At 68.9% G+C, this 21,460-nt stretch carries 22 protein-coding genes; 16 read left to right on the top strand and 6 right to left on the bottom strand.

Annotated features, from left to right (window positions below; translation table 11 throughout):
* Positions 1 to 223: 223 nt before the first annotated feature.
* Both AC1MGR_RS15285 and AC1MGR_RS15280 read right to left on the bottom strand, forming a co-directional pair.
* Positions 224 to 1,099, bottom strand: a complete 876-nt coding sequence (locus tag AC1MGR_RS15285; RefSeq protein WP_480232158.1) for an SDR family oxidoreductase — start codon at positions 1,097 to 1,099, stop codon at positions 224 to 226.
* Positions 1,100 to 1,177: 78 nt separating this feature from the next.
* Positions 1,178 to 1,792, bottom strand: a complete 615-nt coding sequence (locus tag AC1MGR_RS15280) for a phosphatase PAP2 family protein (protein ID WP_480232157.1) — start codon at positions 1,790 to 1,792, stop codon at positions 1,178 to 1,180.
* A 353-nt stretch (positions 1,793 to 2,145) separates the two neighbouring features.
* Here AC1MGR_RS15280 and AC1MGR_RS15275 point away from each other — a divergent pair, with 353 nt between their 5' ends.
* Positions 2,146 to 2,808, top strand: coding sequence for a DUF2147 domain-containing protein (locus AC1MGR_RS15275; RefSeq protein WP_480232156.1), 663 nt, complete (start codon positions 2,146 to 2,148; stop codon positions 2,806 to 2,808).
* A gap of 80 nt (positions 2,809 to 2,888) precedes the next feature.
* Here AC1MGR_RS15275 and AC1MGR_RS15270 read toward each other — a convergent pair whose 3' ends face one another.
* Positions 2,889 to 4,115 (bottom strand): serine hydrolase domain-containing protein, encoded by a 1,227-nt coding sequence (locus AC1MGR_RS15270; protein ID WP_480232155.1) that lies wholly within the window; start codon positions 4,113 to 4,115, stop codon positions 2,889 to 2,891.
* 260 nt (positions 4,116 to 4,375) lie between these two features.
* Here AC1MGR_RS15270 and AC1MGR_RS15265 point away from each other — a divergent pair, with 260 nt between their 5' ends.
* The gene (locus tag AC1MGR_RS15265) at positions 4,376 to 5,494 is read left to right on the top strand and encodes a metallophosphoesterase (RefSeq protein ID WP_480232154.1); all 1,119 of its coding nucleotides are present in this window, start codon (positions 4,376 to 4,378) and stop codon (positions 5,492 to 5,494) included.
* Positions 5,495 to 5,580: 86 nt separating this feature from the next.
* Here the strand turns inward: AC1MGR_RS15265 and AC1MGR_RS15260 are convergent, their stop codons facing one another.
* Positions 5,581 to 6,075 carry a DUF427 domain-containing protein gene (locus AC1MGR_RS15260; protein WP_108039087.1) on the bottom strand — a complete coding sequence of 165 codons (495 nt, stop codon included), beginning with the start codon at positions 6,073 to 6,075 and terminating at the stop codon, positions 5,581 to 5,583.
* A gap of 159 nt (positions 6,076 to 6,234) precedes the next feature.
* Here AC1MGR_RS15260 and otsB point away from each other — a divergent pair, with 159 nt between their 5' ends.
* From otsB to AC1MGR_RS15210, 10 genes are all read left to right on the top strand, one after another.
* Entirely contained in the window at positions 6,235 to 6,990 is a 756-nt protein-coding gene (gene otsB / locus AC1MGR_RS15255; protein WP_480232153.1) for a trehalose-phosphatase, read from the top strand.
* A 63-nt stretch (positions 6,991 to 7,053) separates the two neighbouring features.
* Entirely contained in the window at positions 7,054 to 8,064 is a 1,011-nt protein-coding gene (locus tag AC1MGR_RS15250) for a glucokinase (protein WP_480232152.1), read from the top strand.
* A gap of 14 nt (positions 8,065 to 8,078) precedes the next feature.
* On the top strand, positions 8,079 to 8,831 hold the full coding sequence (locus AC1MGR_RS15245; RefSeq protein ID WP_480232151.1) for a DUF2459 domain-containing protein: 753 nt from the start codon (positions 8,079 to 8,081) through the stop codon (positions 8,829 to 8,831).
* A gap of 86 nt (positions 8,832 to 8,917) precedes the next feature.
* On the top strand, positions 8,918 to 10,447 hold the full coding sequence (locus AC1MGR_RS15240) for a Do family serine endopeptidase (RefSeq protein WP_480232150.1): 1,530 nt from the start codon (positions 8,918 to 8,920) through the stop codon (positions 10,445 to 10,447).
* A 293-nt stretch (positions 10,448 to 10,740) separates the two neighbouring features.
* A complete protein-coding gene (locus AC1MGR_RS15235; RefSeq protein ID WP_480232149.1) occupies positions 10,741 to 12,036 on the top strand; it encodes an aspartate aminotransferase type Ic in 1,296 nt (431 codons plus the stop codon).
* Between the two features lie 113 nt (positions 12,037 to 12,149).
* Complete coding sequence (locus AC1MGR_RS15230; protein WP_480232148.1) at positions 12,150 to 12,590, top strand: hypothetical protein; 441 nt, start codon at positions 12,150 to 12,152, stop codon at positions 12,588 to 12,590.
* 39 nt (positions 12,591 to 12,629) lie between these two features.
* On the top strand, positions 12,630 to 13,142 hold the full coding sequence (locus AC1MGR_RS15225) for a hypothetical protein (protein WP_480232147.1): 513 nt from the start codon (positions 12,630 to 12,632) through the stop codon (positions 13,140 to 13,142).
* 9 nt (positions 13,143 to 13,151) lie between these two features.
* Positions 13,152 to 14,036 carry a 3-deoxy-8-phosphooctulonate synthase gene (gene kdsA, locus AC1MGR_RS15220; protein ID WP_480232146.1) on the top strand — a complete coding sequence of 295 codons (885 nt, stop codon included), beginning with the start codon at positions 13,152 to 13,154 and terminating at the stop codon, positions 14,034 to 14,036.
* Positions 14,037 to 14,224: 188 nt separating this feature from the next.
* The gene (locus tag AC1MGR_RS15215; protein ID WP_108039206.1) at positions 14,225 to 14,554 is read left to right on the top strand and encodes a hypothetical protein; all 330 of its coding nucleotides are present in this window, start codon (positions 14,225 to 14,227) and stop codon (positions 14,552 to 14,554) included.
* Between the two features lie 358 nt (positions 14,555 to 14,912).
* The gene (locus AC1MGR_RS15210) at positions 14,913 to 16,829 is read left to right on the top strand and encodes a Hint domain-containing protein (RefSeq protein WP_480232145.1); all 1,917 of its coding nucleotides are present in this window, start codon (positions 14,913 to 14,915) and stop codon (positions 16,827 to 16,829) included.
* Positions 16,830 to 16,848: 19 nt separating this feature from the next.
* On the opposite strand, the gene queF is transcribed toward AC1MGR_RS15210, so the two are convergent.
* A complete protein-coding gene (gene queF, locus AC1MGR_RS15205) occupies positions 16,849 to 17,313 on the bottom strand; it encodes a preQ(1) synthase (RefSeq protein WP_480232144.1) in 465 nt (154 codons plus the stop codon).
* Positions 17,314 to 17,445: 132 nt separating this feature from the next.
* Here queF and AC1MGR_RS15200 point away from each other — a divergent pair, with 132 nt between their 5' ends.
* From AC1MGR_RS15200 to AC1MGR_RS15185, 4 genes are all read left to right on the top strand, one after another.
* Complete coding sequence (locus AC1MGR_RS15200) at positions 17,446 to 17,649, top strand: hypothetical protein (RefSeq protein ID WP_055951167.1); 204 nt, start codon at positions 17,446 to 17,448, stop codon at positions 17,647 to 17,649.
* A 207-nt stretch (positions 17,650 to 17,856) separates the two neighbouring features.
* Positions 17,857 to 19,146, top strand: a complete 1,290-nt coding sequence (gene eno, locus AC1MGR_RS15195) for a phosphopyruvate hydratase (protein WP_108039107.1) — start codon at positions 17,857 to 17,859, stop codon at positions 19,144 to 19,146.
* A gap of 87 nt (positions 19,147 to 19,233) precedes the next feature.
* Positions 19,234 to 19,644: a thiol-disulfide oxidoreductase DCC family protein gene (locus tag AC1MGR_RS15190; protein ID WP_480232143.1), complete on the top strand. Its 411-nt coding sequence runs from the start codon at positions 19,234 to 19,236 to the stop codon at positions 19,642 to 19,644.
* Positions 19,645 to 19,696: 52 nt separating this feature from the next.
* A complete protein-coding gene (locus AC1MGR_RS15185; RefSeq protein ID WP_108039111.1) occupies positions 19,697 to 20,350 on the top strand; it encodes a DUF1345 domain-containing protein in 654 nt (217 codons plus the stop codon).
* A 21-nt stretch (positions 20,351 to 20,371) separates the two neighbouring features.
* Here the strand turns inward: AC1MGR_RS15185 and AC1MGR_RS15180 are convergent, their stop codons facing one another.
* A complete protein-coding gene (locus tag AC1MGR_RS15180) occupies positions 20,372 to 21,415 on the bottom strand; it encodes an endonuclease/exonuclease/phosphatase family protein (RefSeq protein ID WP_480232142.1) in 1,044 nt (347 codons plus the stop codon).
* Positions 21,416 to 21,460 lie beyond the last annotated feature (45 nt).

The following is a 21,460-nucleotide window of genomic DNA, read 5'->3' as shown; positions in this document are numbered from 1 at the left end:
GCCGAGGCCCGCCGGGTCCCAGCGGATCACCGCGCGCCGGTCCGGGTCGGCCCGGTGGATCGCGATGATCCAGCGGCCGTCCTGCGGGGCCCGGTCCATCGCCCTCCAGGTGCGCATCCTGTTCCCTCCCCCTCCGAGGCCACAGGAACGCGCGAACCGGGCGAACCGTTCGGCAGACCGTTGCGGTCGACCCCGGCGCGGAGGCCGGGGTCGACGGGCGGCCTCAGAGGACCGGCATCGCCCCGGCCACGGTGACGAGGGCGCCGGAGGTGTAGCTGCTCTCGGCCGAGGCCAGCATCACGTAGGCGGAGGCGAGCTCCGCCGGCTGGCCCGGGCGCCCGAACGGGACCTGGCTGCCGAAGGACTTCACCGAATCGTCGCTCATCCCCGCCGGGATGAAGGGCGTCCAGATCGGCCCCGGCAGCACGCCGTTCACCCGGATGCCCTTCTCGGCCAGCAGTTGCGACAGGCTGAGCACCATGTTGCTGAGCGCCCCCTTGGTGGCGCTGTAGGCCATCAGCGAGGGCATCGGGTGCTTGGAGTTCACCGAGGAGGTGAAGATCACCGAGGCCCCGGGCTTCAGGTGGGGCAGGGCGGCCTTGGTCACGTAGAACGGCCCGAACACGTTGGTGCGGAAATGGTCCTCGAAGACCGCGTCCTCGATGGCGTCGAGCCCCTGGTTCGGCTGCTGGAAGGCGCCGTTGTTCACCAGCACGTCGAGGCGGCCGAATTCGGCGACCGTGCGGGCCACGAGCTCGCGGCCATGGGCCGGGTCCTTGAGGTCGCCCGGCAGCAGCAGGGCGCGCCGGCCCGCCTTCTCGACCCAGCCGGCCACCGCCTCGGCATCCGCCTGCTCCTCGGGCAGGTAGGCGATCGCCACGTCGGCCCCCTCGCGGGCGAAGGCGATGGCCACCGCCCGGCCGATGCCGGAATCGCCGCCGGTGATCAGGGCGGCCTGGCCCGTCAGCTTGCCAGCGCCCCGGTAGCTCTCCTCGCCGTGATCGGGCTCGGGCATCATCTTGGCGGTCTTGCCCGGGAAGCTCTGCGGCTGGCTCTCGAAGGGCGGGCGGGGATAGGTCGTCAGGGGGTTGTCGGTCACGCGGCGTCTCCGTTGGAATGCCGCGTCAACCGGAGGTCGCGTCGCGGCGTTCCCGGCACGCGATGCCGCGCGACCTCGTCACGATCCTCCCGGTATACCGCGCGCCGCCAGGCCGGCGACGCCGTCCCGCCCGAGGGCGATCCGGTGGTCGACCGCCTCCGCCGCGAGCCCGATCAGCGCCCCCGCGGCGACGTCCACCGGGAAGTGCGCGCCGCGCAGGACCTGGACCGCCACCACCCCGAGGGCCGCCGCCGTCGCCACGCCCCGGATCTCCGGATAGGCCCGGCCGGCCGCCGTCGCCACCGCGACGCTCAGGGCCGAATGTCCCGACGGAAACGACTGCCACGGCCCGACATTCGGCCCGAACCAGCCCTTTTCGTAGAGGCCCTCATCCATCAGCACGTTGGGCCGGGTCCGGTGCACGACCCGCTTCACCGTGGTCTTGGTGGTCGCCGCCAGGATGCCGGACAGCAGCATGTGCCGGCCGGCCTCGGCCAGGGACGGATTCCGCCGGAGCACGCCGAGGGCCAGGGTGCCCGTGGAGAGCGCGAGCAGCCATTTCCAGCCGCCCGCCTCGCTGGCCGCCGCCAGGGCCCGCACCCGGCGGGTGTCCTTGGCGCGCGCCAGCGCGACGCCGAGACGGATGTCCGCCGCTTCGAGGCGCCGACCCATCCCGACCGATCCATCCGTCATCCGTTCGTCCGCCATCCCCGAGAAGCACGGCCGTAAACGCGGTCCCCGGCGGATCGTTCGCCGCACGCCCAGTGGTCGCGCCCGCCGGCGGCCGGTCTCCGCGCCCTGCGCCGAAGGGCGGCTTCGCCGTGGCACGCCGGCGTGACCCATCAAAGATCAAGACTTCGCCCTTAGCCGGCTTCGGCCGCGAAGATAACGCCACGTCGTCACGACGAATCTGCAGGATTCGGCGCGTGCCGGCCATGATCCCGTCACCTTCGCGTCGGATGGCGAGGCATCACGTGACAAGCGCTTGCCGTCCTGCGGACGAGGGCGGATCGCCACGGGGCGAGCGCATGAGGGTTGTTGGAAGCATGACGAATCGATCCACCATCGCGGGCGCCGCGCGCCGGCTGGCGCCCCTGGCTGGGCTCGTTGCCGCCGTTCTGCCGAGCCTCGCACTGGCCGCCGCCCCCAACGATGCCAGCGGCACCTGGCTCACCGAGGATGGGCGCGCCCGCATCCGCACCGAGAAGTGCGGCCCGCAGAACACAAACCTGTGCGGCTACGTCGTCTGGCTGAAGGTGCCCCTGAACGACCAGGGCCAGCCCCGCATCGACTTCAAGAATCCCGATCCGAAGAAGCAGTCCCGCCCCTCCCTGGGCCTGCAGCTGATCATGGGCCTGAAGCCGCAGCCCGACGGCCATTACGGCGGCAAGATCTACAACGCCGACGAGGGCAAGTTCTACGACGTCACGATGTGGTCGGACCAGCCGACGGAACTGTCGGTGCGCGGCTGTCTCCTCGGCTTCCTCTGCGGCTCGCAGACCTGGAACCGGGTCAACGACGTGGTCCCGGGCCAGCTCACCGGCCCGACCAACGGTCCGGGCGGTCCCCGCGCCGATGCGGAGTGGGCTCCCAAGGCGGCGCCGACCGCCGGAGCGGGTGCGCCCGCCGCGACCGGTACGGCCAAGACGCCCGCGCCGAAGCCGGCGGCCAAGCCGGGCGCCGCTCCGGCGGCGCCCCCGGCCGAGTAGTCCGGCGCCGCACCGCGCAGGGGGTCACGAACCGCCGCCGTCCCGCTGAGGGTCGGCGGCGGTTCGCGTTTCCGGGGCCTTCAATCCACCAGGGCGGCGTAGGTCAGCACGCGCAACTCGCGTCGCAGCGGCAGGGCCGAGGAGGGGATGAGCTGCGTCAGAAGCACCACGGCGAGATCCTCGGCCGGGTCGACCCAGAAGGCGGTGCTGGCCAGTCCGCCCCAGGCCACCTCGCCCGGCGTGCCGACGATCTGGGCACGGGCCGGATCGAGCATGACCGAGAAGCCGAGGCCGAAGCCGATCCCCGTATAGGCGGTCTCGGAGAAGCGCGGCTGGCCCATCGCCGCCAAGTCCCCGTCGAGATGGTTCATCAGCATGAGGTCGACGGTCTTGCGCCCCAGGAGCCGGGTGCCCTCGAGTTCGCCGCGCCCGAGCAGGAACCGGCAGAAGCGCATGTAGTCGGACGCGGTCGAGACGAGGCCACCGCCGCCCGAGGCCACCGCCGGCGGGCGGGCGAAGCGACTGCCGACCGCATCGTCGTAGAGCTTCAGCGTGCGGTCCCGGAACAGACTGTAATTGGCGGCCAGACGCGGCAGCTTTTCGGCGGGCACGAAGAAGTCCGTGTCGACCATGCCGAGGGGGCCGATCACCCGCCGGCGCAGGAAATCGGCGAAATCCTCGCCGGACACCACGGCCACGAGGTGTCCGAGGACGTCGGTGGCCACCGAATAGTTCCACTCGGCGCCGGGCTGGGCGAGGAGCGGCTGCCGGGCCAGCCGGGCCACCACCTCGGCGAGGCTCGCCTCCTGGGCCTCACCAAAATCGACGCCGTTCTGGCGATAGAGGGCATCGACGAGGGTCGCCTCCATGAAGCCGTAGGTAAGGCCGGAGGTGTGGGTGAGGAGGTCGCGGATCGTGATCGGGCGTCGGGCCGGCTCGCTGTCGAACTTCGCCCGGTTGCCCCCGGTGAGAACCCGCAGATCCGAAAATTCGGGCAGGAAGCGGGTGATCGGGTCGTCGAGCTGGAAGCGGCCCTCTTCGTAGAGCATCATCACCGCCACCGAGGTCAGCGGCTTCGTCATCGAGTAGATGCGCGCGATGGTGTCGGGGGTGAAGGGCGCGTCGCGGGCGATGTCGGCCCGGCCATGAGCGCGGAAGAAGGCCGTCCGGCCACCGCGGGCCAGCATCACCGACAGGCCCGCGACCTTGCCGTCGTCGACGAGGCGCCGCATCCAGCCGTCGATCCGCTCCAGGCGGTCCGGGCAGAGCCCGAGGGCCCGCGGCTCGCTTGCGATCTCACCGTGCATCACACCTGCTCCGTCCCTGGCTCCGTGCCCTGCCGACCGGACTTGCCATAGCGGCGTGGCCGGACGGCGCAAACCCTGGCGTGCGCCAACACGCAGACGCGCTCGCCCGCACGCCCCATCCCCCCTCGAAGGCCGACCCTCCTCCGAAGCCGTCCCTCCGCCAAGGCTATCCGGCGCTCCCCTCGCGTCCAGAGGGCGGCCCCCGCAGGGCCGAACGGAACGCTTTGCGCTGAGACCGTGGTTCGGTCCATGGAGCAACCATGATCCACCTGATCTTCGGCCTGCCCTGCCTCTACGTCATCGCCCGGGGGGTCTGGCCGCTGCCCTGGCCGCTTCCGCTTAAGCTCGGTCTGGCCGCCCTCCTGCTGGTCGCCTCGCAGTATCACCTGTGGAGCCGCCTCTCCTCCGGCTCGGTCTTCTCACCCGAGTTTCCGCGCCCCATGGTGATGCTGTTCAGCGGGGCGTTCGGTGCGATCATCCTGCTGGCGCTGCTGCTCTTCGCGCTCGATGCCGTCGCGCTGGCGTCCCTGGCCCTACCCGGCGGCAATTGGGAGGTTTCGAGCGCCTGGCGCATCGGCGCGGCCCTGGCGGTCTCGGTCCTGGCGGCGGTCGCAGTGCAGCAGGCCGTGCGCGTGCCCCCGCTGAAGGATGTCACGGTCGCGGTCCGGAACCTGCCGCCGGGCTTCGAGGGATACACCATCCTTCACCTCACCGACCTGCACATCAGCCGCCTGTTTCCCGCGACCTGGGCACAGGCGGTCGTCACGCGCGCCAACGGGCTCGGCACGGATGCGATCCTGGTCACGGGGGACTTCATCGACGGTTCGTTCGCGGCCCGACAGGCCGACGTGGAGCCGCTGCGCGCCCTGACAGCGCCGGATGGCGTCTGGGCCATCCCCGGCAACCACGAGTACTTCTTCGACGTCGAGACCTGGATGCGCCACTTCGCCGGCATGGGGATGCACATCCTTGCCAATGCCCATGCGGTCGTGACCCGCGGCGGCGACGCGCTCGTACTGGCGGGGGTCACCGATCGCTCGGCACCGGCCAGCGGCCATCCGGGGCCCGACCTCGACGGTGCCCTGGCGGGCGCGCCCACGGATGCACCGATCGTGCTCCTGGATCACCAGCCGGCGAACGCTCCGCGGGCCGCCGCGCGCGGCGTGGCGCTGCAGCTGTCCGGCCATACACACGGCGGCATGATCCTCGGGCTGGACCGGCTCGTGGCGCGCGGCAACAACGGATTCGTCTCCGGCGCTTACCAAGTCGGCGGCATGACCCTCTACGTCAACAACGGCACGGGCCTGTGGGCCGGCTTCGCGCTCCGCCTCGGCCGCCCATCCGAGCTGACCCGCATCACCCTGCGCCGCGCGTCCTGAGGGGCGAGGGCACCGATGCCGTGCGTCGCTCTCGCCGTCCGCTGGGCCGGGACCGGCGGCGATGCCGGTCCAGGCCAGCCCGCGCTTCACCATCCCATGGTGCCGGGGCCGCCCTTGAACGGGCCGACAAGGCCGGGCGTGATCCAGCCGCCGTAGAAGCCGCCGGGCTGCGGCGTCGCCCGCGCGTCGCCGACGAAGCAGGCCTCCATCGGACCGGCATAGAAGGCGATGTAGCCCGCGATCGCGGTGAAGTCCGGCGTGGGGTCGGGGTAGGCCCAGGCGGCGCCCTCGGCGCGGAAGCCGCCGGCGGCGACGTCGTACAGGACGGCGCGCCCCTTCCACTCGCAGATGCCGGCCCGGCGGGCGGGCCCGAGCACGCCGGCCACCACGTCGCCGGGCGGAAAGTAGTAGGTCGGCGGATGGCTGGTCTCCAGCACCCGGTATCCGGCACCGGTCTCGGCGATGGTCCGGCCGTCGAGCACGACCCGCAGCCGCTCGGGGACCCTTTCGAGGCGGGGCGGGCGCGGGTAGTCCCAGACGCTCTCCTGATTCGGGCCGGGCGGGATCGGAGTGGGCCACATGCGCTCGGGACCTTGCCTCGCGGGGATCGGAAGGTCGGACAGATAGGGCAGGGCGTTGCGGCCGACCGGTTTTCAGGAGACCGGATTTCCCCCTCCCGCGTTTTCCCCTGGCGCAGGGCATGCTAGCGCAGGCCCGGATCAGACGAAGGGACAACCTGCGTGACCGACCCGACCGCCTTCGCCCTCTATCTCGACTTCGACGGCACCCTGGTGGAGATCGCGCCCAAGCCTGACCAGGTCCGGGTCGATCCCGCCCTCGCTCCCGCCCTGGAGCGACTGCGTGCCCGGCTCGGGGGGGCCCTCGCCATCGTCACGGGCCGGCCCATTGGGGTGATCGACGATTTCCTGGTCCCCGCCCGCTTCGATGTCGCCGGCCTGCACGGGGTCGAACGGCGGGTCGACGGCGTCGTCTCGGGCGGCTCCGCCGAGGATCACCCGGAGCTGCGCGCCCAGGTGCCGGCCCTCCAGGCCGCCGTGACCGCCCTCGAGCACGTCCTCATCGAGGACAAGGGCGCCTCCGTGGCGGTGCATTGGCGCCTCGCCACCCCCAGCGATGCCGCCGCGGCCGAGGAGGCCGTGAAGGCCGCCGCCGCCGCTCTCGGATCGGCCTATCGGCTGCAGCTCGGCAAGGCGGTGGGCGAGATCGTGCCCGCCTCGGCCACCAAGGGCCACGCCATCCGCGCGCTCGCCGAGAACCCGCCCTATGCCGGCCGCAGGGCGATCTTTCTCGGAGACGACCTCACCGACGAGAAGGCCTTCGCGGTGATCAACGAGACCGGTGGCGTCAGCATCCGTATCGGCGGAGCGGAGACGATCGCCTCCCGCCGCCTCATCGATCCCGAGGATGTGCGCCGCCTGCTCTATGCCTGGGCCGAGGGCGCACCGATCGACCCAGACGCCCTGCCGGCCGCCTGAGCCGCCTCCCACCACCGATCCCCTAACCTCCGTTCCCCCGGGCCCCAGACGGAAGCGCCGCCTATGTTCGAATTTCCCGTCCTCGTCGGCGATATCGGCGGCACCAACGCCCGCTTTGCCCTGGTCCCCGAGGCGGGGGCGAAGCCGATCCTCCTCTCTCACGAGGAGACGGCCGGACATCCCGATCCCAGCGCCGCCATCCGGGCCTCCCTGGCCAAGGGGAACGGTGCCGCCCCGCGCTCGGCCATCCTGGCCGTGGCGGCCCGGGTCGACGGGCCGGCGGTGCAGCTCACCAATGCCCATTGGGTGATCGAGGGCGCCCGGATCGGACAGGATTTCGGCCTGTCGCGCTCGGTGGTGGTCAACGACTACGTGCCCGTCGCGGCGGGTGCTGCGGGGATCAGCCCCTCCGAGCTGACGCCCATCGGTCCGGACCGGGAGGAGGGCCGGGCCGGCGATCAGGGCGCGCGCCTCGTCCTCGGGCCCGGCACCGGGTTCGGTGCGGCGGCCCTGTTGCCGGTGGGTCAGCGCCTCGTCATCGTCTCGACCGAGAGCGGCCACGTGGATTTCGGGCCGAGTTCGCCGGCCGAGCTCGCCCTATGGCCGTATCTGGAGCGGGTCGAGGGCCGCATCACCGTCGAGACCCTCCTCTCCGGCCCCGGCCTGACCCGGCTCCATGCGGGCCTGCACCGGCTGCGCACCGGCGCCGACGGCGCGCGCCTCGACCCGGCCGGGGTCACGGAGGCCGGGCTCACCGGCGCCGACCCAGACGCGGCAGCCGCCCTCAATCTGTTCGCCAAGCTCCTGGGCCGCGTCTGCGGCGACCTCGCGCTCACCTTCCTGGCCACCGGGGGCGTCTATATCGGCGGCGGGATCGCGCCACGCATCATCGACGTGCTCCGGCGCGGCGCCTTCCGCGCAGCCTTCGCGTACAAGCCCCCCTTCGTGGCGCAGATGGAGGCGATCCCGACCAGCGTCATCGCCGTTCACGATCCCGCGCTGACGGGCCTCGCCGCCCTCGCCAGCCAGCCCGACCGGTTCGACTATCACGGCCAAGTCTGGCAGGCGCCCTGACCGATCGCGGAACCATGCGCACGGGTCGGTGGAGGCTCGCTCGACTGGTCGCGGGCCTTGTCGCCCTGGGCGCCACCCTGGTCGGACTCGTCGTCCTCGCCGCGCTCCTGACGGCACAGCGGGGCGACCCGGACCTCTATCCGCCGGCAGACGCGGACAGTGTCGACATCGCGCTGGTGTCCCACGGCTGGCATTCCGGCCTCGTGCTGCCGCGGGCGGCCCTGACCGGCGCCGGGAGCGGGGCGGCCCTCGCCAGCATCGCCACGCGGTTCCGCGCCTATCCGCAGATCGAGTTCGGTTGGGGCGAGGCCCGCTTCTACCGGGCAACGCCGACCCTGGCCCAGTTCGATCTCGGTCTCGCCCTCGCGGCCCTGTTCACGCCGGGCGGACGGGCAGGGGTGGTCCAGGTGGTCGGCCTCAAGCGGCCAGTGCGTGACAGCTTTCCCTACTCGGACCTCGTGGCGCTGCGGATCTCGAAACCCGGCCTCGCGCACCTTCTTGCCCGCCTGGAAGGAAGCTTCCGCCTCGTCGACGGGCAACCGGTCGCCGGCGGTCCGGGCCTCTACGGGCCGAGCCTTTTCTATGACGGGGCAGGTCGCTTCTCCTATGCCAACGTCTGCAACCACTGGGCGGCACGCCTGTTGCACGCCGCGGGACTCCCCATCACCCCCGTCCTCGACACGCACCCGATGGGTCTCCTTCTCGATCTGCGCTTTCGGTCCGGACTTGCTCCCCTCCCGCCGGCCGCCAACCTGTCCAAACCGTAATCTTCACGCCACGCCCGGGTCAGGCGGCGCTCTCTACAAACCCGATCACGGCCTGCCGATGGCGGCCCCCCGATCCGGAGACCCCTATGACCGCTCAGCCCAACCGTCTGCGCCGCAACGCCCTCGCCTCCGTCGCCGTGGCCGCCCTCGTGGCGACCGGCGCCGCCGGCGTCGGCCTGACTCAGCCGGCCGCGCCGGCCTACGCACAGTCCCTCTCCAAGAACCCAATCGAGACCCCCGACCATCCGCCGGGCTCCTTCGCCAGCGTCGTTGATAAGGTGAAGCCGGGCGTCGTCGCCGTGAAGGTGAAGCTCGACGACAGTGCCGATTCCGACGACGAGGACGGCCCCGGCCAGGGCCAGCAGGTCCCGCCGCAGCTGCGCGAGTTCTTCAAGCGCTTCGGCCAGGGCGGACCCGGTCAGGGTGGTCCGGGCCAGGGCTTCGGCATGCCCAAGCGCCAGGGTCAGCGTGGCGCCATGGGCTCCGGCTTCATCATCTCGGCGGACGGCTACGTCGTCACCAACAACCACGTGGTCGACAAGGCCAAGTCCGTTCAGGTGACCCTGGACGACAACCGCACCCTCGACGCGAAGGTGATCGGCAAGGATCCCAAGACCGATCTCGCCCTCCTCAAGATCACAGAGGGCGGTACCTTCCCCTACGTCTCCCTCAGCAAGTCGGCGCCCCGCGTCGGTGACTGGGTGGTGGCCATCGGCAACCCGTTCGGCCTCGGCGGTACGGTGACGGCAGGGATCGTGTCGGCCCGCGGCCGCGACATCGGTGCCGGCCCCTACGACGACTTCCTTCAGATCGACGCGCCGATCAACAAGGGCAATTCCGGTGGCCCGACCTTCAACGTCGGCGGTGAGGTGGTCGGCGTGAACACCGCCATCGCGTCGCCTTCGGGCGGCAGCGTCGGCTTGGCCTTCGCCATCCCGGCTGAGACGGTGCAGGCGGTGGTCGACCAACTCCGGGCCGACGGTAAGGTGGCACGCGGCTACCTCGGCGTGCAGGTCCAGCCGGTGACGAAGGACATCGCCGACGGCCTCGGCCTCGACAAGGCCAAGGGCGCCCTGGTGGATCATGCCGAGGCGGGTACGCCCGCGGCGAAGGCGGGCCTGAAATCCGGCGACGTGATCGAATCGGTCAATGGGGCCCCGATCAACGACGCCAAAGAGCTGTCCCGCAAGATCGCCGGCATCAAGCCGGGGGCCAAGGTCGAGCTGACCTACCTGCGCGGCGGCAAGTCCGACACCGCGACGGTGGAACTCGGTGTCCTGCCCAACGACACCAAGGTGGGAAGCACCGATCGCGGCTCCTCGACCAACGGCCAGCCCCGCCTGGGGCTCAGCCTCGCCCCGGCCTCCGAGGTCGGTGCCGGCTCCGAGGGCGTGGCTGTGATGGAGGTCGACCCCGAAGGTCCGGCCGCCGCCAAGGGCATCGAGCAGGGCGACATCATCCTTGATGTGGCAGGCTCCAGCGTCTCGCAGCCCTCGGAGGTGGCCGAGCGTGTCCGCTCCGCCGAGTCGAGCGGCCGCAAGGCGGTGCTGATGCGGGTCAAGAACGCCAAGGGTATCACCCGCTTCGTCGCGGTGGCTCTCAACAAGGCGGGCTGATCCAGGGCCCCCATCCGAAGGGACTCGAACGAGACCGAACGCCGGCCCACCCCGTGGGTCGGCGTTCGCCGTGGCTCTCCCAGGCGGATGGGTGGGACGTGGCGACATCACAGGCATGGAGACCGAAGGCGTGGAAACTGACGGCATGGAATCGGATCCGCGCCGCCTGGCATGCCACGCAACCCTGAGACCGGGAGACCCGCGCGCAGGCGGGGTGACGCGGGCGGTACGAAACGTCATGGTGCGCGCGCTTTTTGAACGCCCGCGCGGCCCCATTCGGACTTGAGCCCACCATGACGACGATCGCCGACCGCAGCACGGCTGACCTCGCGGACCTGCGCGCGCAGGCGCAGAGCGCCTACGACGCCTTCAAGGCCCGCGGCCTCAAGCTCGACATGACGCGCGGCAAGCCGGCACCCGAGCAGCTCGACCTCTCCAACGGCATGCTCGTGCTGCCGGGCAACGGCGACTACACCACCGTGGCGAAAGAGGATGCACGCAATTACGGCGGTCAGCAGGGCCTGCCCGAACTGCGGGCGCTGTTCTCTCATCTCATCGATGCGCCGGCCGATCAGATCGTGGTCGGCGGCAATTCCAGCCTCGCCCTGATGCACGACACCATCGTGTGGGCCCTTCTGAAGGGCGTGCCGGGCTCCGAGCGGCCGTGGTCGCAGGGTGAGACGCCGGTCTTTCTCTGCCCGGTGCCGGGCTACGATCGCCACTTCGCCCTCTGCGAGGAGTTCGGGATCCGCATGGTCCCGGTGCCGATGACGGGGCAGGGGCCCGACATGGACGTGGTCGAGGAGTTGGTCGCCGACCCTGCCGTGAAGGGCATGTGGTGCGTGCCGAAATACGCCAACCCGTCGGGCGAGATCTTCTCCGACGAGACCGTCCGGCGTCTCGCCACGATGAAGACCGGCGCTCCCGATTTCCGGCTGTTCTGGGACAACGCTTATGCGGTGCACCACCTCACCACCGACCGCCACCCGGTGCGCGACATTCTCACCGCCTGCGCCGAGGCCGGCCATCCCGACCGCCCCTTCCTCTATGCCTCGACCTCGAAGATCACCCTGGCGGGCGCCGGTCTCGCGGTCTTTGCCGGCTCGTCCGAGAACACGCGCTGGTTCCTGGCGCGCGCCGCCAAGCAGACCATCGGCCCCGACAAGCTGAACCAGCTCCGCCACGTGCGCTTCCTGCGTGACGCCGCCGGCCTCCAGGCCCACATGGACGCCCACCGAGCCCTCATCGCGCCGAAGTTCGCGGCCGTGCAGGAGGCGCTGGAGCGGCACCTGGGCGGAACCGGGGCCGCCCGCTGGACCCGGCCCGACGGCGGCTACTTCATTACAGTCGAAGCCCGCGAAGGGACCGCCACCGAAGTTGTGCGGCTCGCCAAGGAGGCAGGCATCGCTCTGACCCCGGCCGGCGCGACGTCACCCTATGGCCGCGACCCGAAAGACAGCGTCCTGCGTCTTGCGCCGACCTTTCCCAGCCTCGACGACGTTACGAAGGCGGCCGAGGGTATTGCCCTCTGCATCCTTCTTGCATCCCTCGAAGCCGAGCACCGGGCCCGCGCGCGCTCGGCAGCCTGAACCCTCTGTCGCATTCCGGAAACGTCCGCGCCGGATGATGCGGCGCGTATCCGGGAGGCAACGCGATGGTGACCTTAAGGATGGTGACCCCGAGAACGCGGCAGCGCGCCGGCGTGCTTGTTCTGCCTGGCCTGGCTCTGTGCCTCCTCATGGCCGAGGCGACCCCGGCACAGGCGCGCACCGCCTGGGCGTCCGGGACCTTCGTCTATGCAGACCTTTGTACCCTGCCGGAGACCGGCGCTCGCAGCGGCCAGCGCATCACCCTGCGACGATCGCCGAACGGGGACGGGCTGACCTACGAAGGGGCCGAGCAGGGCGGCCCCCGCGCCGCCGCCGAGATCACCCTAGACGACGCCACCAAGGCGATCCGCTTCGCAGTGGAGACCGAAGCGGGGCCGCTCCACTTCCAGGGCGTCGCCGGCGCAGATGCTCTCACGGGCACCTTCGAGGACGAGGCCGGCGCGCATCCGGTGTTCCTCCCGCGGGTCCTGCGCTCCCATGCGCACGAGGCCTGCCACGGCGACACCACGGGTTCGATCGCCCCGCGGCGGTAAGTGGTGGGCGCGGTCCGTCTCCTGCGCTAGATCGGACCGATGACGCTTCCCCTCCGGCTCGCCGCGATCCTGCTTTTTCCGATGCTGTATGCTGCGGCTCCTGCAGCGGCGGCGGATGGCTGCGATGCCCTGGCCGCGCGGATGATTCGCGCCACCGGCGCATCCCTGGCCGGTCGCGAGGGCGCGCGCGCCGTATTCCGCGCGGCCGATGCCGAGCGGATGAGCCTCGACTGCCGGGCGCACCGGATGGTCTTCTCCGCCCTGGAGCGAGAGCCGACGCGCCGCTACTACGCCTTGATCGGCCTCGCCGCCTGGGCGCTCACCGGGGCGAAACCCGAGACTGTCGAAACTCTCGCCCTCAGACTGCAGCAAGGCGCCCTGATCACGGGACGCCCGCAGGAGGGCGTTGCCGGGCGCGCGGCGCTCCGCTGCGAGACGGCACCCGATACCGATCCGTTCGCGTCGCCGCGGACCCGTTGCGTGCTGATCCCCAGCACCCGGACCGTGCTTCGCCACCGTGCCGGCCTTCCCGTGGGAGCGCAGGCGGGCTAGACCGGCGCCATGCCTGAGATCGCTTCGCCCGAGCCCGCGTCTTCCACCGCTCCCATCGTGACGGCCGGGTCGGTCGCGTTCGCGAACCACCTGCCCTTCGCGCTGATCGCCGGCCCGTGCCAGCTCGAGAGTCGCGACCATGCCATCGAGATCGCCGACGCCCTGAAGGCGATGACCGACCGCCTCGGGATCGGTCTCGTGTTCAAAGCCTCGTTCGACAAGGCCAACCGGACCTCGGGCACCACCGCGCGCGGCGTCGGTCTCGGCGGCGCGTTGCCGATCTTTGCCGAGATCAAGGCACGCTTCGGCTTACCCGTCCTCACCGACGTGCACGAGGCGACGCAATGCGCCCCTGCCGCCGAGGTGATCGACGTGCTCCAGATCCCGGCCTTCCTCTGCCGGCAGACTGATCTCCTGCTCGCGGCCGCAGCCACCGGCCGGGTAGTGAACGTGAAGAAGGGTCAGTTCCTCGCGCCCTGGGACATGGCCCACGTGGCCGCCAAGGTGACGGGGGCGGGCAACCCCAACGTGCTGGTCACCGAGCGCGGTGCCTCGTTCGGCTACAACACCCTCGTCTCCGACATGCGCAGCCTGCCGATCATGGCGCGGGTCACGCACGGCGCCCCGGTGGTGTTCGACGCCACCCACTCGGTGCAGCAGCCCGGCGGCCAGGGCGCGACCTCGGGCGGTCAGCGGGAATTCGTCTCCGTGCTGGCGCGCGCGGCGGTGGCGGTGGGCGTCGCCGGTCTGTTTATCGAGACCCATCCCGACCCGGACCGCGCCCCCTCCGATGGACCGAACATGGTCCCTCTGGAGGCGATGCCGGCACTGCTCGCCGAACTGCAGGCCTTCGATCGCCTCGCAAAGGCAGGGATGGTCGACCGGGAATCCTGAGAGCAGCAAGAATCTCTGTCCAGGCCAAGCCCGTCCAGGGGCAAGCGCTTCAGTGCCGGACTACGGGGGGCGATTCACCAAAACGAGCGAATCAAGCCGCGCTTTGTCCGGCCAGGAAAGCTCGGGGGAACGATCGGAACATCTTGACGTTGGAATATCCAATACGTTCTCGAACGATGATGGACACCATGCGCAAACTTGCCTTGATTTCCGCCCTTACCTTGTCGCTCGGCGGTCTCGCCGCAGCAACCTCCGCTGAGGCCGGCCCGCGCGGTCATGGCTATGGTCATGGGGGCTACGGTCACGGACATGCTTATGGGCACCGGGGTTATGGTCGCGGCTACGCCTATGGCGGACGTCGTCGGGGAATTGGAACCGGCGCCGCTGTGGGTTTAGGTATTGCCGGGCTTGCAGCCGGTGCAATCGCAGCCGGTGCAGCACGCGATGCCTATTATCGTGATGGATACGCTCGGCCTGCCTACGGTTATGGCGCTCCGGCTTACGGCTACGGATACTAAATCCATAAACCTGGAATAAACGGCGCTTAGCTGAGATAAGGTTCTGGGCGGTCGATGAAAATCGATCGCCCATTTTACATTCCACTTCCGCGCTTGAAACAAGTCCCCCAGGCGTAGGAGAGAAATGTTCTCATTTCAAAACCTGACGCACCCACGGGCAGATCGACTTTTGCGCTTCAATCGCATTTGCTTTGGCGACATCCGCTTGTCAGCGCAGGCTGGGTCCGTACCACGCACTGTCGGCCCCTCAGTTCTTCGGACTTTTTATCCGTCCGAACCCGTATCGATTTTCGTGCCTCATTTCACAAGCTTCGCAGAGGGGATCGGGATCTGATCCCTGCAATCGCGGAGGGACGGAATGGCGACTCTGACGGACCTCAACGCAGAACAGCGTGACGAGATCACCTACCTGTCTGGCCTCAATGAGGACGGCACGATCTCAAATGGTAGTTATTGGAGCTATGCCTACAACTGGGCAAGCACAACTCAGGTTTGGATGAACAAATGGTACAACGACAGTGAAGGCGCTCCGCACGCAGTTACGAGCCAAGCCGGAACACCGGGCGGAACGGTCACCTATTCTTTCGAACCCAACATGCTGCCTCAGGCACAAGCCGCCTATACTTCTGCCTTGAACCTGTGGTCGGACATAGCCAATATCCAGTTCAAGTATGTTCCAACACCCGAAAAAGCAAATATTCAGTTCAAAATCGAGGGCCTGCCAGCTAACTGGCCAAATAATGGCCGCGAGCCGTACGGCAGCAAGGATATCCCCTCGCAGACCTCGCCCAAGCCTGGCCTAGGCGGCCAAAGCAACACGGGAGTCGAAGCCTCGGACGATGCCTGGGGCAGTTTCAGCATCGAGAACTCAAACACGATGGGAGCTGTCTTCCATGAGACGGGCCATCTTCTTGGTCTCGGACATGGAGGACCTTACAACGGCGGGACCTTTAATGGTCAGCATGGTCCATACGATACGAATATCTGGACATTGATGTCCTATCTTACGGCCGGCGACCCGAATGCCACCTTCGCATCCCAGCAACCCGTCATCACAGACTGGCAGGGGGGACAAGCCCAAACGCCGATGGCGCTCGACGTTCTCGCAATGCAGCGGTTCTACGGAGAGTCGAACAGCAGCACCTTCGCGGGCGGCCAGACTTACGGCTTCCATACGAACATTACCGGCACCTCCCGGGATTTCTTCGATTTCACCAAGAACACCACCCCATTCGTCACCCTCTACAATCGCGGCGTCGACAACACCCTCGATGTTTCGGGCTTCAACACGAACACGCGGATCAATCTCAACCCCGGCACCTTCAGCACCGCCAGTTCCAACGATGCCGTCACGAACAACATCTGCATCTCCTTCGGCACACGGATCGACAAGGCCGTCACCGGCTCAGGGGATGACGTCATCTACGGCAACGGCAACAGCAACGTGGTCGACGGCGGCAGCGGCAACAACACCTTCGTCGTCACCGGCTTCAGCACCAACTTCAAGATCGACAGAACCAGCGCCACGAGCGCCACGGTCACCGACAAGACCACCGGTGCCGTCGATACCCTGACCAACATCGAAAGAATCAGGTTCGCCGATCCCGTCTGCTTCACCACGGGCACGCGTATCGCCATCGTCCGGGACGGCATCCCCTGCGAGCTACCTATTGAGGACCTGCGCCTGACCGATGTGGCGGTTACGGCCACGGGCGGACGCCGCGCGATCCGCTGGATCGGCCAGCGGGAGGTTCGACCCGACGCCTATCCCGTGCCCGCAACGCAGTGGCCGGTGCGCATCCTGGCTGGGGCCTTCGGCAGGGATGCCGGCGGTCGGGCTGTTCCGGCCCGGGACCTTCGCCTCTCGCCCGGGCACCCGGTGCTGATCGGCGCCGAGGCGCGGAATGGGGGCGGCGTGCTGACCCCCATCATGAATCTCATCGATGGAATCGCGATCCGCCGGGAGGCGGTAGACAGGGTGACCTACTGGCACGTGGAACTCGAACGGCACGATATCCTGCTGGCCGAAGGCCTGCCAGCCGAGTCGTACTTCGAGAGCGGCGCGCGCGCGTGGTTCGACCGGGACACCGTGCAGGCCTGGTGGAGCGACATCGACGGGATCGCGAGCCCGAGGCCTGGCCGCTGCCGACCCGTAGCGTTCGACGGTCCGATCGTCGAGGCCGAGCGCTGCCGGATACGCACAGACTTACGCCTGCGTCTGGCAATGCAGGCCGCCTGGCCCAGCAACGAGACGCAGACGCTGGAGGCGGCCTGAGCCAAGACCGCCCCCGATCTCAGCGAGCCCGGTAGGGTGGCACGCCGGGATCCGGAAGCCAGACGGATTTCGGCGGCTCGCCCGTCTGCCAGAACACGTCGATGGGAATGCCACCGCGGGGATACCAGAAGCCACCGATGCGCAGGTATCGGGGCGTCAGCAACTCGGTGAGGCGCAGACCGATACCCACCGTGCAATCCTCGTGGAAGGCTCCGTGATTGCGGAAGGCCGTCAGATAGAGCTTCAGCGACTTCGACTCGACGAGCCACTGGTCGGGCACGTAGTCGATCACCAGGATGGCGAAATCCGGCTGGCCGGTGACTGGGCAGAGTGAGGTGAACTCCGGCACGGTGAAGCGGGCGAGATAGTCGGTGGCCGGATGCGGGTTCGGCACCCGGTCGAGGCGAGCCGTCTCCGGACGATCCGGAAGGGGCGTCATCTGTCCGAGTTGCAGGCTCTCGGCGCCTGAAGGCGGCTGCGTCATGGGTAAGATCTTCCGAAGACGAGTGGCGGACCTCGTCGCAAGCGTCAGGCCTTATGACGAAATCCAACCAATTCGCCAGCCATGTGCCTGCGGCGAGTGGCAGGCGCGGGGTCCGCGTGCCATATGGGGTGTATGAGCGACGATAACACGGCTACCTACCCCTACACCCTGGAGATCCAGCCGCCCAAGGCGCCGGGCAGTCCATATCAGTGGGCGATTCGCCGGAAGGGGAAGCTGATCCAGCGCTCCGACCGCAATCATCCCACCGAGGCGAAGGCGCGCGAGAACGGGATGGCACAGATCGAATTGCTGCTGTCGGGCGCCGGAGACCGCTGACGCGATCCGGCCCGGACGGGGCACGACAGAATCTGTCGACCTGTAGACGACGGCGGATGAACGGTGCTTGCCCGACGCGAGGCGTTGGCGGATAAGCCTCGGCGGGATCACCCCATCCCGAAGGCGGCCGATAGGGCTGCCTCCGGGAGGGGCCCGGCCTCACGCGACTGAGGCCTCGACAAGCCGAAACGTCCGGAAGGCGCCTGCATGACCGCGATCACCAATATCGCCGCCCGTGAGATCCTCGACAGCCGAGGCAATCCGACCATTGAGGTCGACGTTCTGCTTGAGGACGGTTCCTTCGGCCGTGCAGCCGTACCGTCGGGCGCCTCTACCGGCGCGCACGAGGCGATGGAGCTGCGCGACGGCGACAAGGGTCGCTACGGTGGCAAGGGCGTGCGCAAGGCGGTCAACGCCGTGCAATCCGACATTCTCGACGCCATCGGCGGCATGGATGCCGAGGATCAGATCGCCATCGACGAGGCGATGATCGAGCTCGACGGTACCCCGAACAAGAGTCGCCTCGGCGCCAACGCGATTCTCGGCGTGTCGCTGGCCGTGGCCAAGGCGGCGGCCGAGACCGCCGGCCTGCCGCTCTACCGCTACATCGGCGGAACGCAGGGTCGGGTGCTCCCCGTGCCGATGATGAACATCATCAACGGCGGCGCGCATGCCGACAATCCGATCGACTTCCAAGAATTCATGATCATGCCGGTGGGCGCGTCCTCGCTCGCCGAGGCCGTGCGCATGGGCGCCGAGGTGTTCCACACCCTGAAGGGCGCCCTGAAGAAGGCCGGCCACAACACCAACGTGGGCGACGAGGGCGGCTTCGCCCCGAACCTGCCCTCCGCCGAGGCGGCCCTCGACTTCGTGATGCAGTCGATTCAGGCGGCCGGCTTCAAGCCCGGCACCGACATGGTGCTGGCTCTGGACTGCGCCGCCACCGAGTTCTTCAAGGACGGCGCCTACCACTATGAGGGCGAGGGCCAGACCCGCGATATCGAGGCGCAGGTCGCCTACCTCGCCGGCCTCGTGGACGCCTACCCGATTCTGTCGATCGAGGACGGCATGTCCGAGGACGACTGGGAGGGCTGGAAGCTGCTCACCGACCGGGTCGGCGACCGCTGCCAGCTCGTGGGCGACGACCTGTTCGTCACCAACGTGACGCGCCTGTCGCGCGGCATCGCCGAGCAGACTGCCAACTCCATCCTGGTGAAGGTCAACCAGATTGGCTCGCTCACCGAGACGCTTGCGGCCGTCGATATGGCCCAGCGCGCCGGCTACACCGCCGTGATGTCCCACCGCTCGGGCGAGACCGAGGACTCGACCATCGCCGATCTCGCGGTCGCGACGAATTGCGGACAGATCAAGACCGGCTCGCTCGCCCGCTCGGACCGGTTGGCCAAGTACAACCAGCTCATCCGCATCGAGGAGGGCCTCGGCTCTCAGGCCCTCTATGCCGGCCGTAACGCCCTCAAGGCGCTCGCCCGCCGCTAGAGCCGGCGCCCCCCTGAGTGAATCCGACACGGCCGCGGAGCGATCCGTGGCCGTGTTGCGTCGCGGGGAGCGCCCTATCTTCCCGGGATGTCCGCCTCTCAAACCACAAATCCTGCGCTGACCGTCTACCACGATGGCGCCTGTCCCCTCTGCGCCGCGGAGATCCGGCTGTACCGGCGCTCCGAGGGAGCCGGGCAGGTCGCCTGGATCGATGTCAGCGCCGAAGGTCCGGCGGAGCTCGGCCCCGGCCTGACGCGCGAGACGGCCCGGGCTCGTTTTCACGTCCGGCGCCCCGATGGCACCCTGGTTTCAGGGGCCGCCGGGTTCGCCGCGCTCTGGGCCGTTCTGCCGCGCTGGCACCTCCTCGCGCGTCTGGCCCACCTGCCGGGCGTGCTCGGCCTGGGTGAGCTCGCCTACCGTCTCTTCCTGCCGTTGCGGCCCTGGATCGCCCGCTTCGTTCGGGGCGGTGGACCACGCTGCGACAAGGCTTGCGGATAGGCCGTACGCGGGCGCAGGAGCAGGGAGGGAGTTCACTCCTTCGAGGCGGCGCATGCTCAATCCCATCCAGGCCTTCTGGCTCCGGCCACGCCTCCTCGTCAGCGTCGGGCTCACCCTGGTGCTCGCCCTGATCCTGCCCTTCGCCGACCTGTCGGTCCGACTTCTCATCGGATGGTGTCTCGGGGTTCTGGTCTATTGCGGACTCATCGTCGGCAAAGCCGTCCGTCAATCGCAGGAGTCCCTGCGCGCCGAGGCCTCACGCCTCGATGACAGCGCCTTCACGGTCACGCTCTTCGCGATCCTGGCGGCGGCGGCGAGCTTCGGCGCCGTAGCCATGCTGGTTCTCGGCGGAAACGGCAGCGAAGCCTATCGCGTGGCCCACTTGGCCCTCGCGGCCGCCACGATGATCTGCGCCTGGCTTTTCGTGCAGGTCGTGTTCACGGTGCATTACGCGCACCTCTACTACGGCGCCGACCAGGACACCTCCCGCGGCGGCCTCGACTTCAACGGCGACGAGAACCCGGATTTCTGGGATTTCTTCTACTTCTCGGTCACCATCGGGGCGACGTCCCAGACGTCGGACACCGATATCACCAGTAAGGCGATGCGCCGCATCGCGACGGTGCAGACGATCTACGCCTATTTCTTCAACACCAGCGTCCTGGCGCTGGCCATCAACATGGCGGCCGGCGTCGCGCAGCATTGAGCACGCCGGTGCCGGAACGCATCAGGGCGCGGCCTCCAGGGCCTCGCGGGCATCCGCGTGATCGTCCGCCGTAGCCTCCGGTGCCTCCTGCAGGTCCGGCGCCCGATCGTTGCGGCACAGGCTGATGAGGATTGGGAAGTGGTCCGACTGGATGTGGGCCAGGCGCTCGATCCGGCCGAGCAGGAAGTCGTCGCTGAAGAAGATGTGGTCGAGGGGCCAGCGCAGAAGCGGCCACTTCGCATTGAAGGTCGGATAGAGACCGCGCCCGATGCGCGGGTCGAGGAGCCCGCTGATCCGTTGAAAGAGGTCGTTGGTCTTGGACCAAGCGACGTCGTTGAGGTCACCCGCCACCACCGCGGGACGCCCCTCCGCCTTCACCTCGCGGGCCACCAGGACGAGCTCGGCATCGCGTGCGGCGCTGCTCTGGCCTGGGTGAGGCGGGCGCGGATGCACGCCGAAGAACGTGAAGGTCTCGCCCGAGCGCAAGGTCACGCCGGTGCGCACGGAGGGGACATCGTCTTCCAGGAGGAAGCGCACCTGCGGGTCGGTAAGGGGGAGCTTCGAGTAGAACATCAGCCCGTAGGTGTTGCCCTGCGGCTGGGCCAGCACGTGGGGGTAGCGGGCCCGCAGGGGCTCGAGTGCCTGGGCCCAGGCCGCATCGGTCTCGACCAGCAGCAACAAGTCGGGATCCTGTGCAGCGACGAGATCGAGGATCGGCGCGTAGACTCTGTTCGATTCGAGCACGTTGGCGATCATGATCGACACGCCGGCCTCGGAGCGGCAGGCGCCGGCCTCCGCGGCCACGGCCTGCGGCGAGACCAGACGCGTGAACGGGTAGATGCAGGTCCCCTGGTAGGCTAGGGCTGCCACGAGGCCCGCGGCGAGTGTCAGCCCCGTAGCATCGCGGGCGACGAGCAGCAGGCCCAGGATCACCGGCACGATCAGGGCCGCAATCTGCAGTCGCGGGAAATCGAAGGTGCGGATGAAGCCAGAATTGCTGGGAACGAACGGCAGCAGCGTCGCCGCGACGAGGAGCACGCCGAAGGCCTTGAGGCCCAGTGCCATCCATGTCCCCGCCACACTTCACCTCCCATGCCGTCGCCGGCACGC

It is taken from the genome of Methylobacterium sp. BI1 (genome assembly GCF_056680125.1).
The sequence above is the reverse complement of the archived record's forward strand: the minus strand, read 5'-3'. Positions and strand labels throughout refer to the sequence as shown.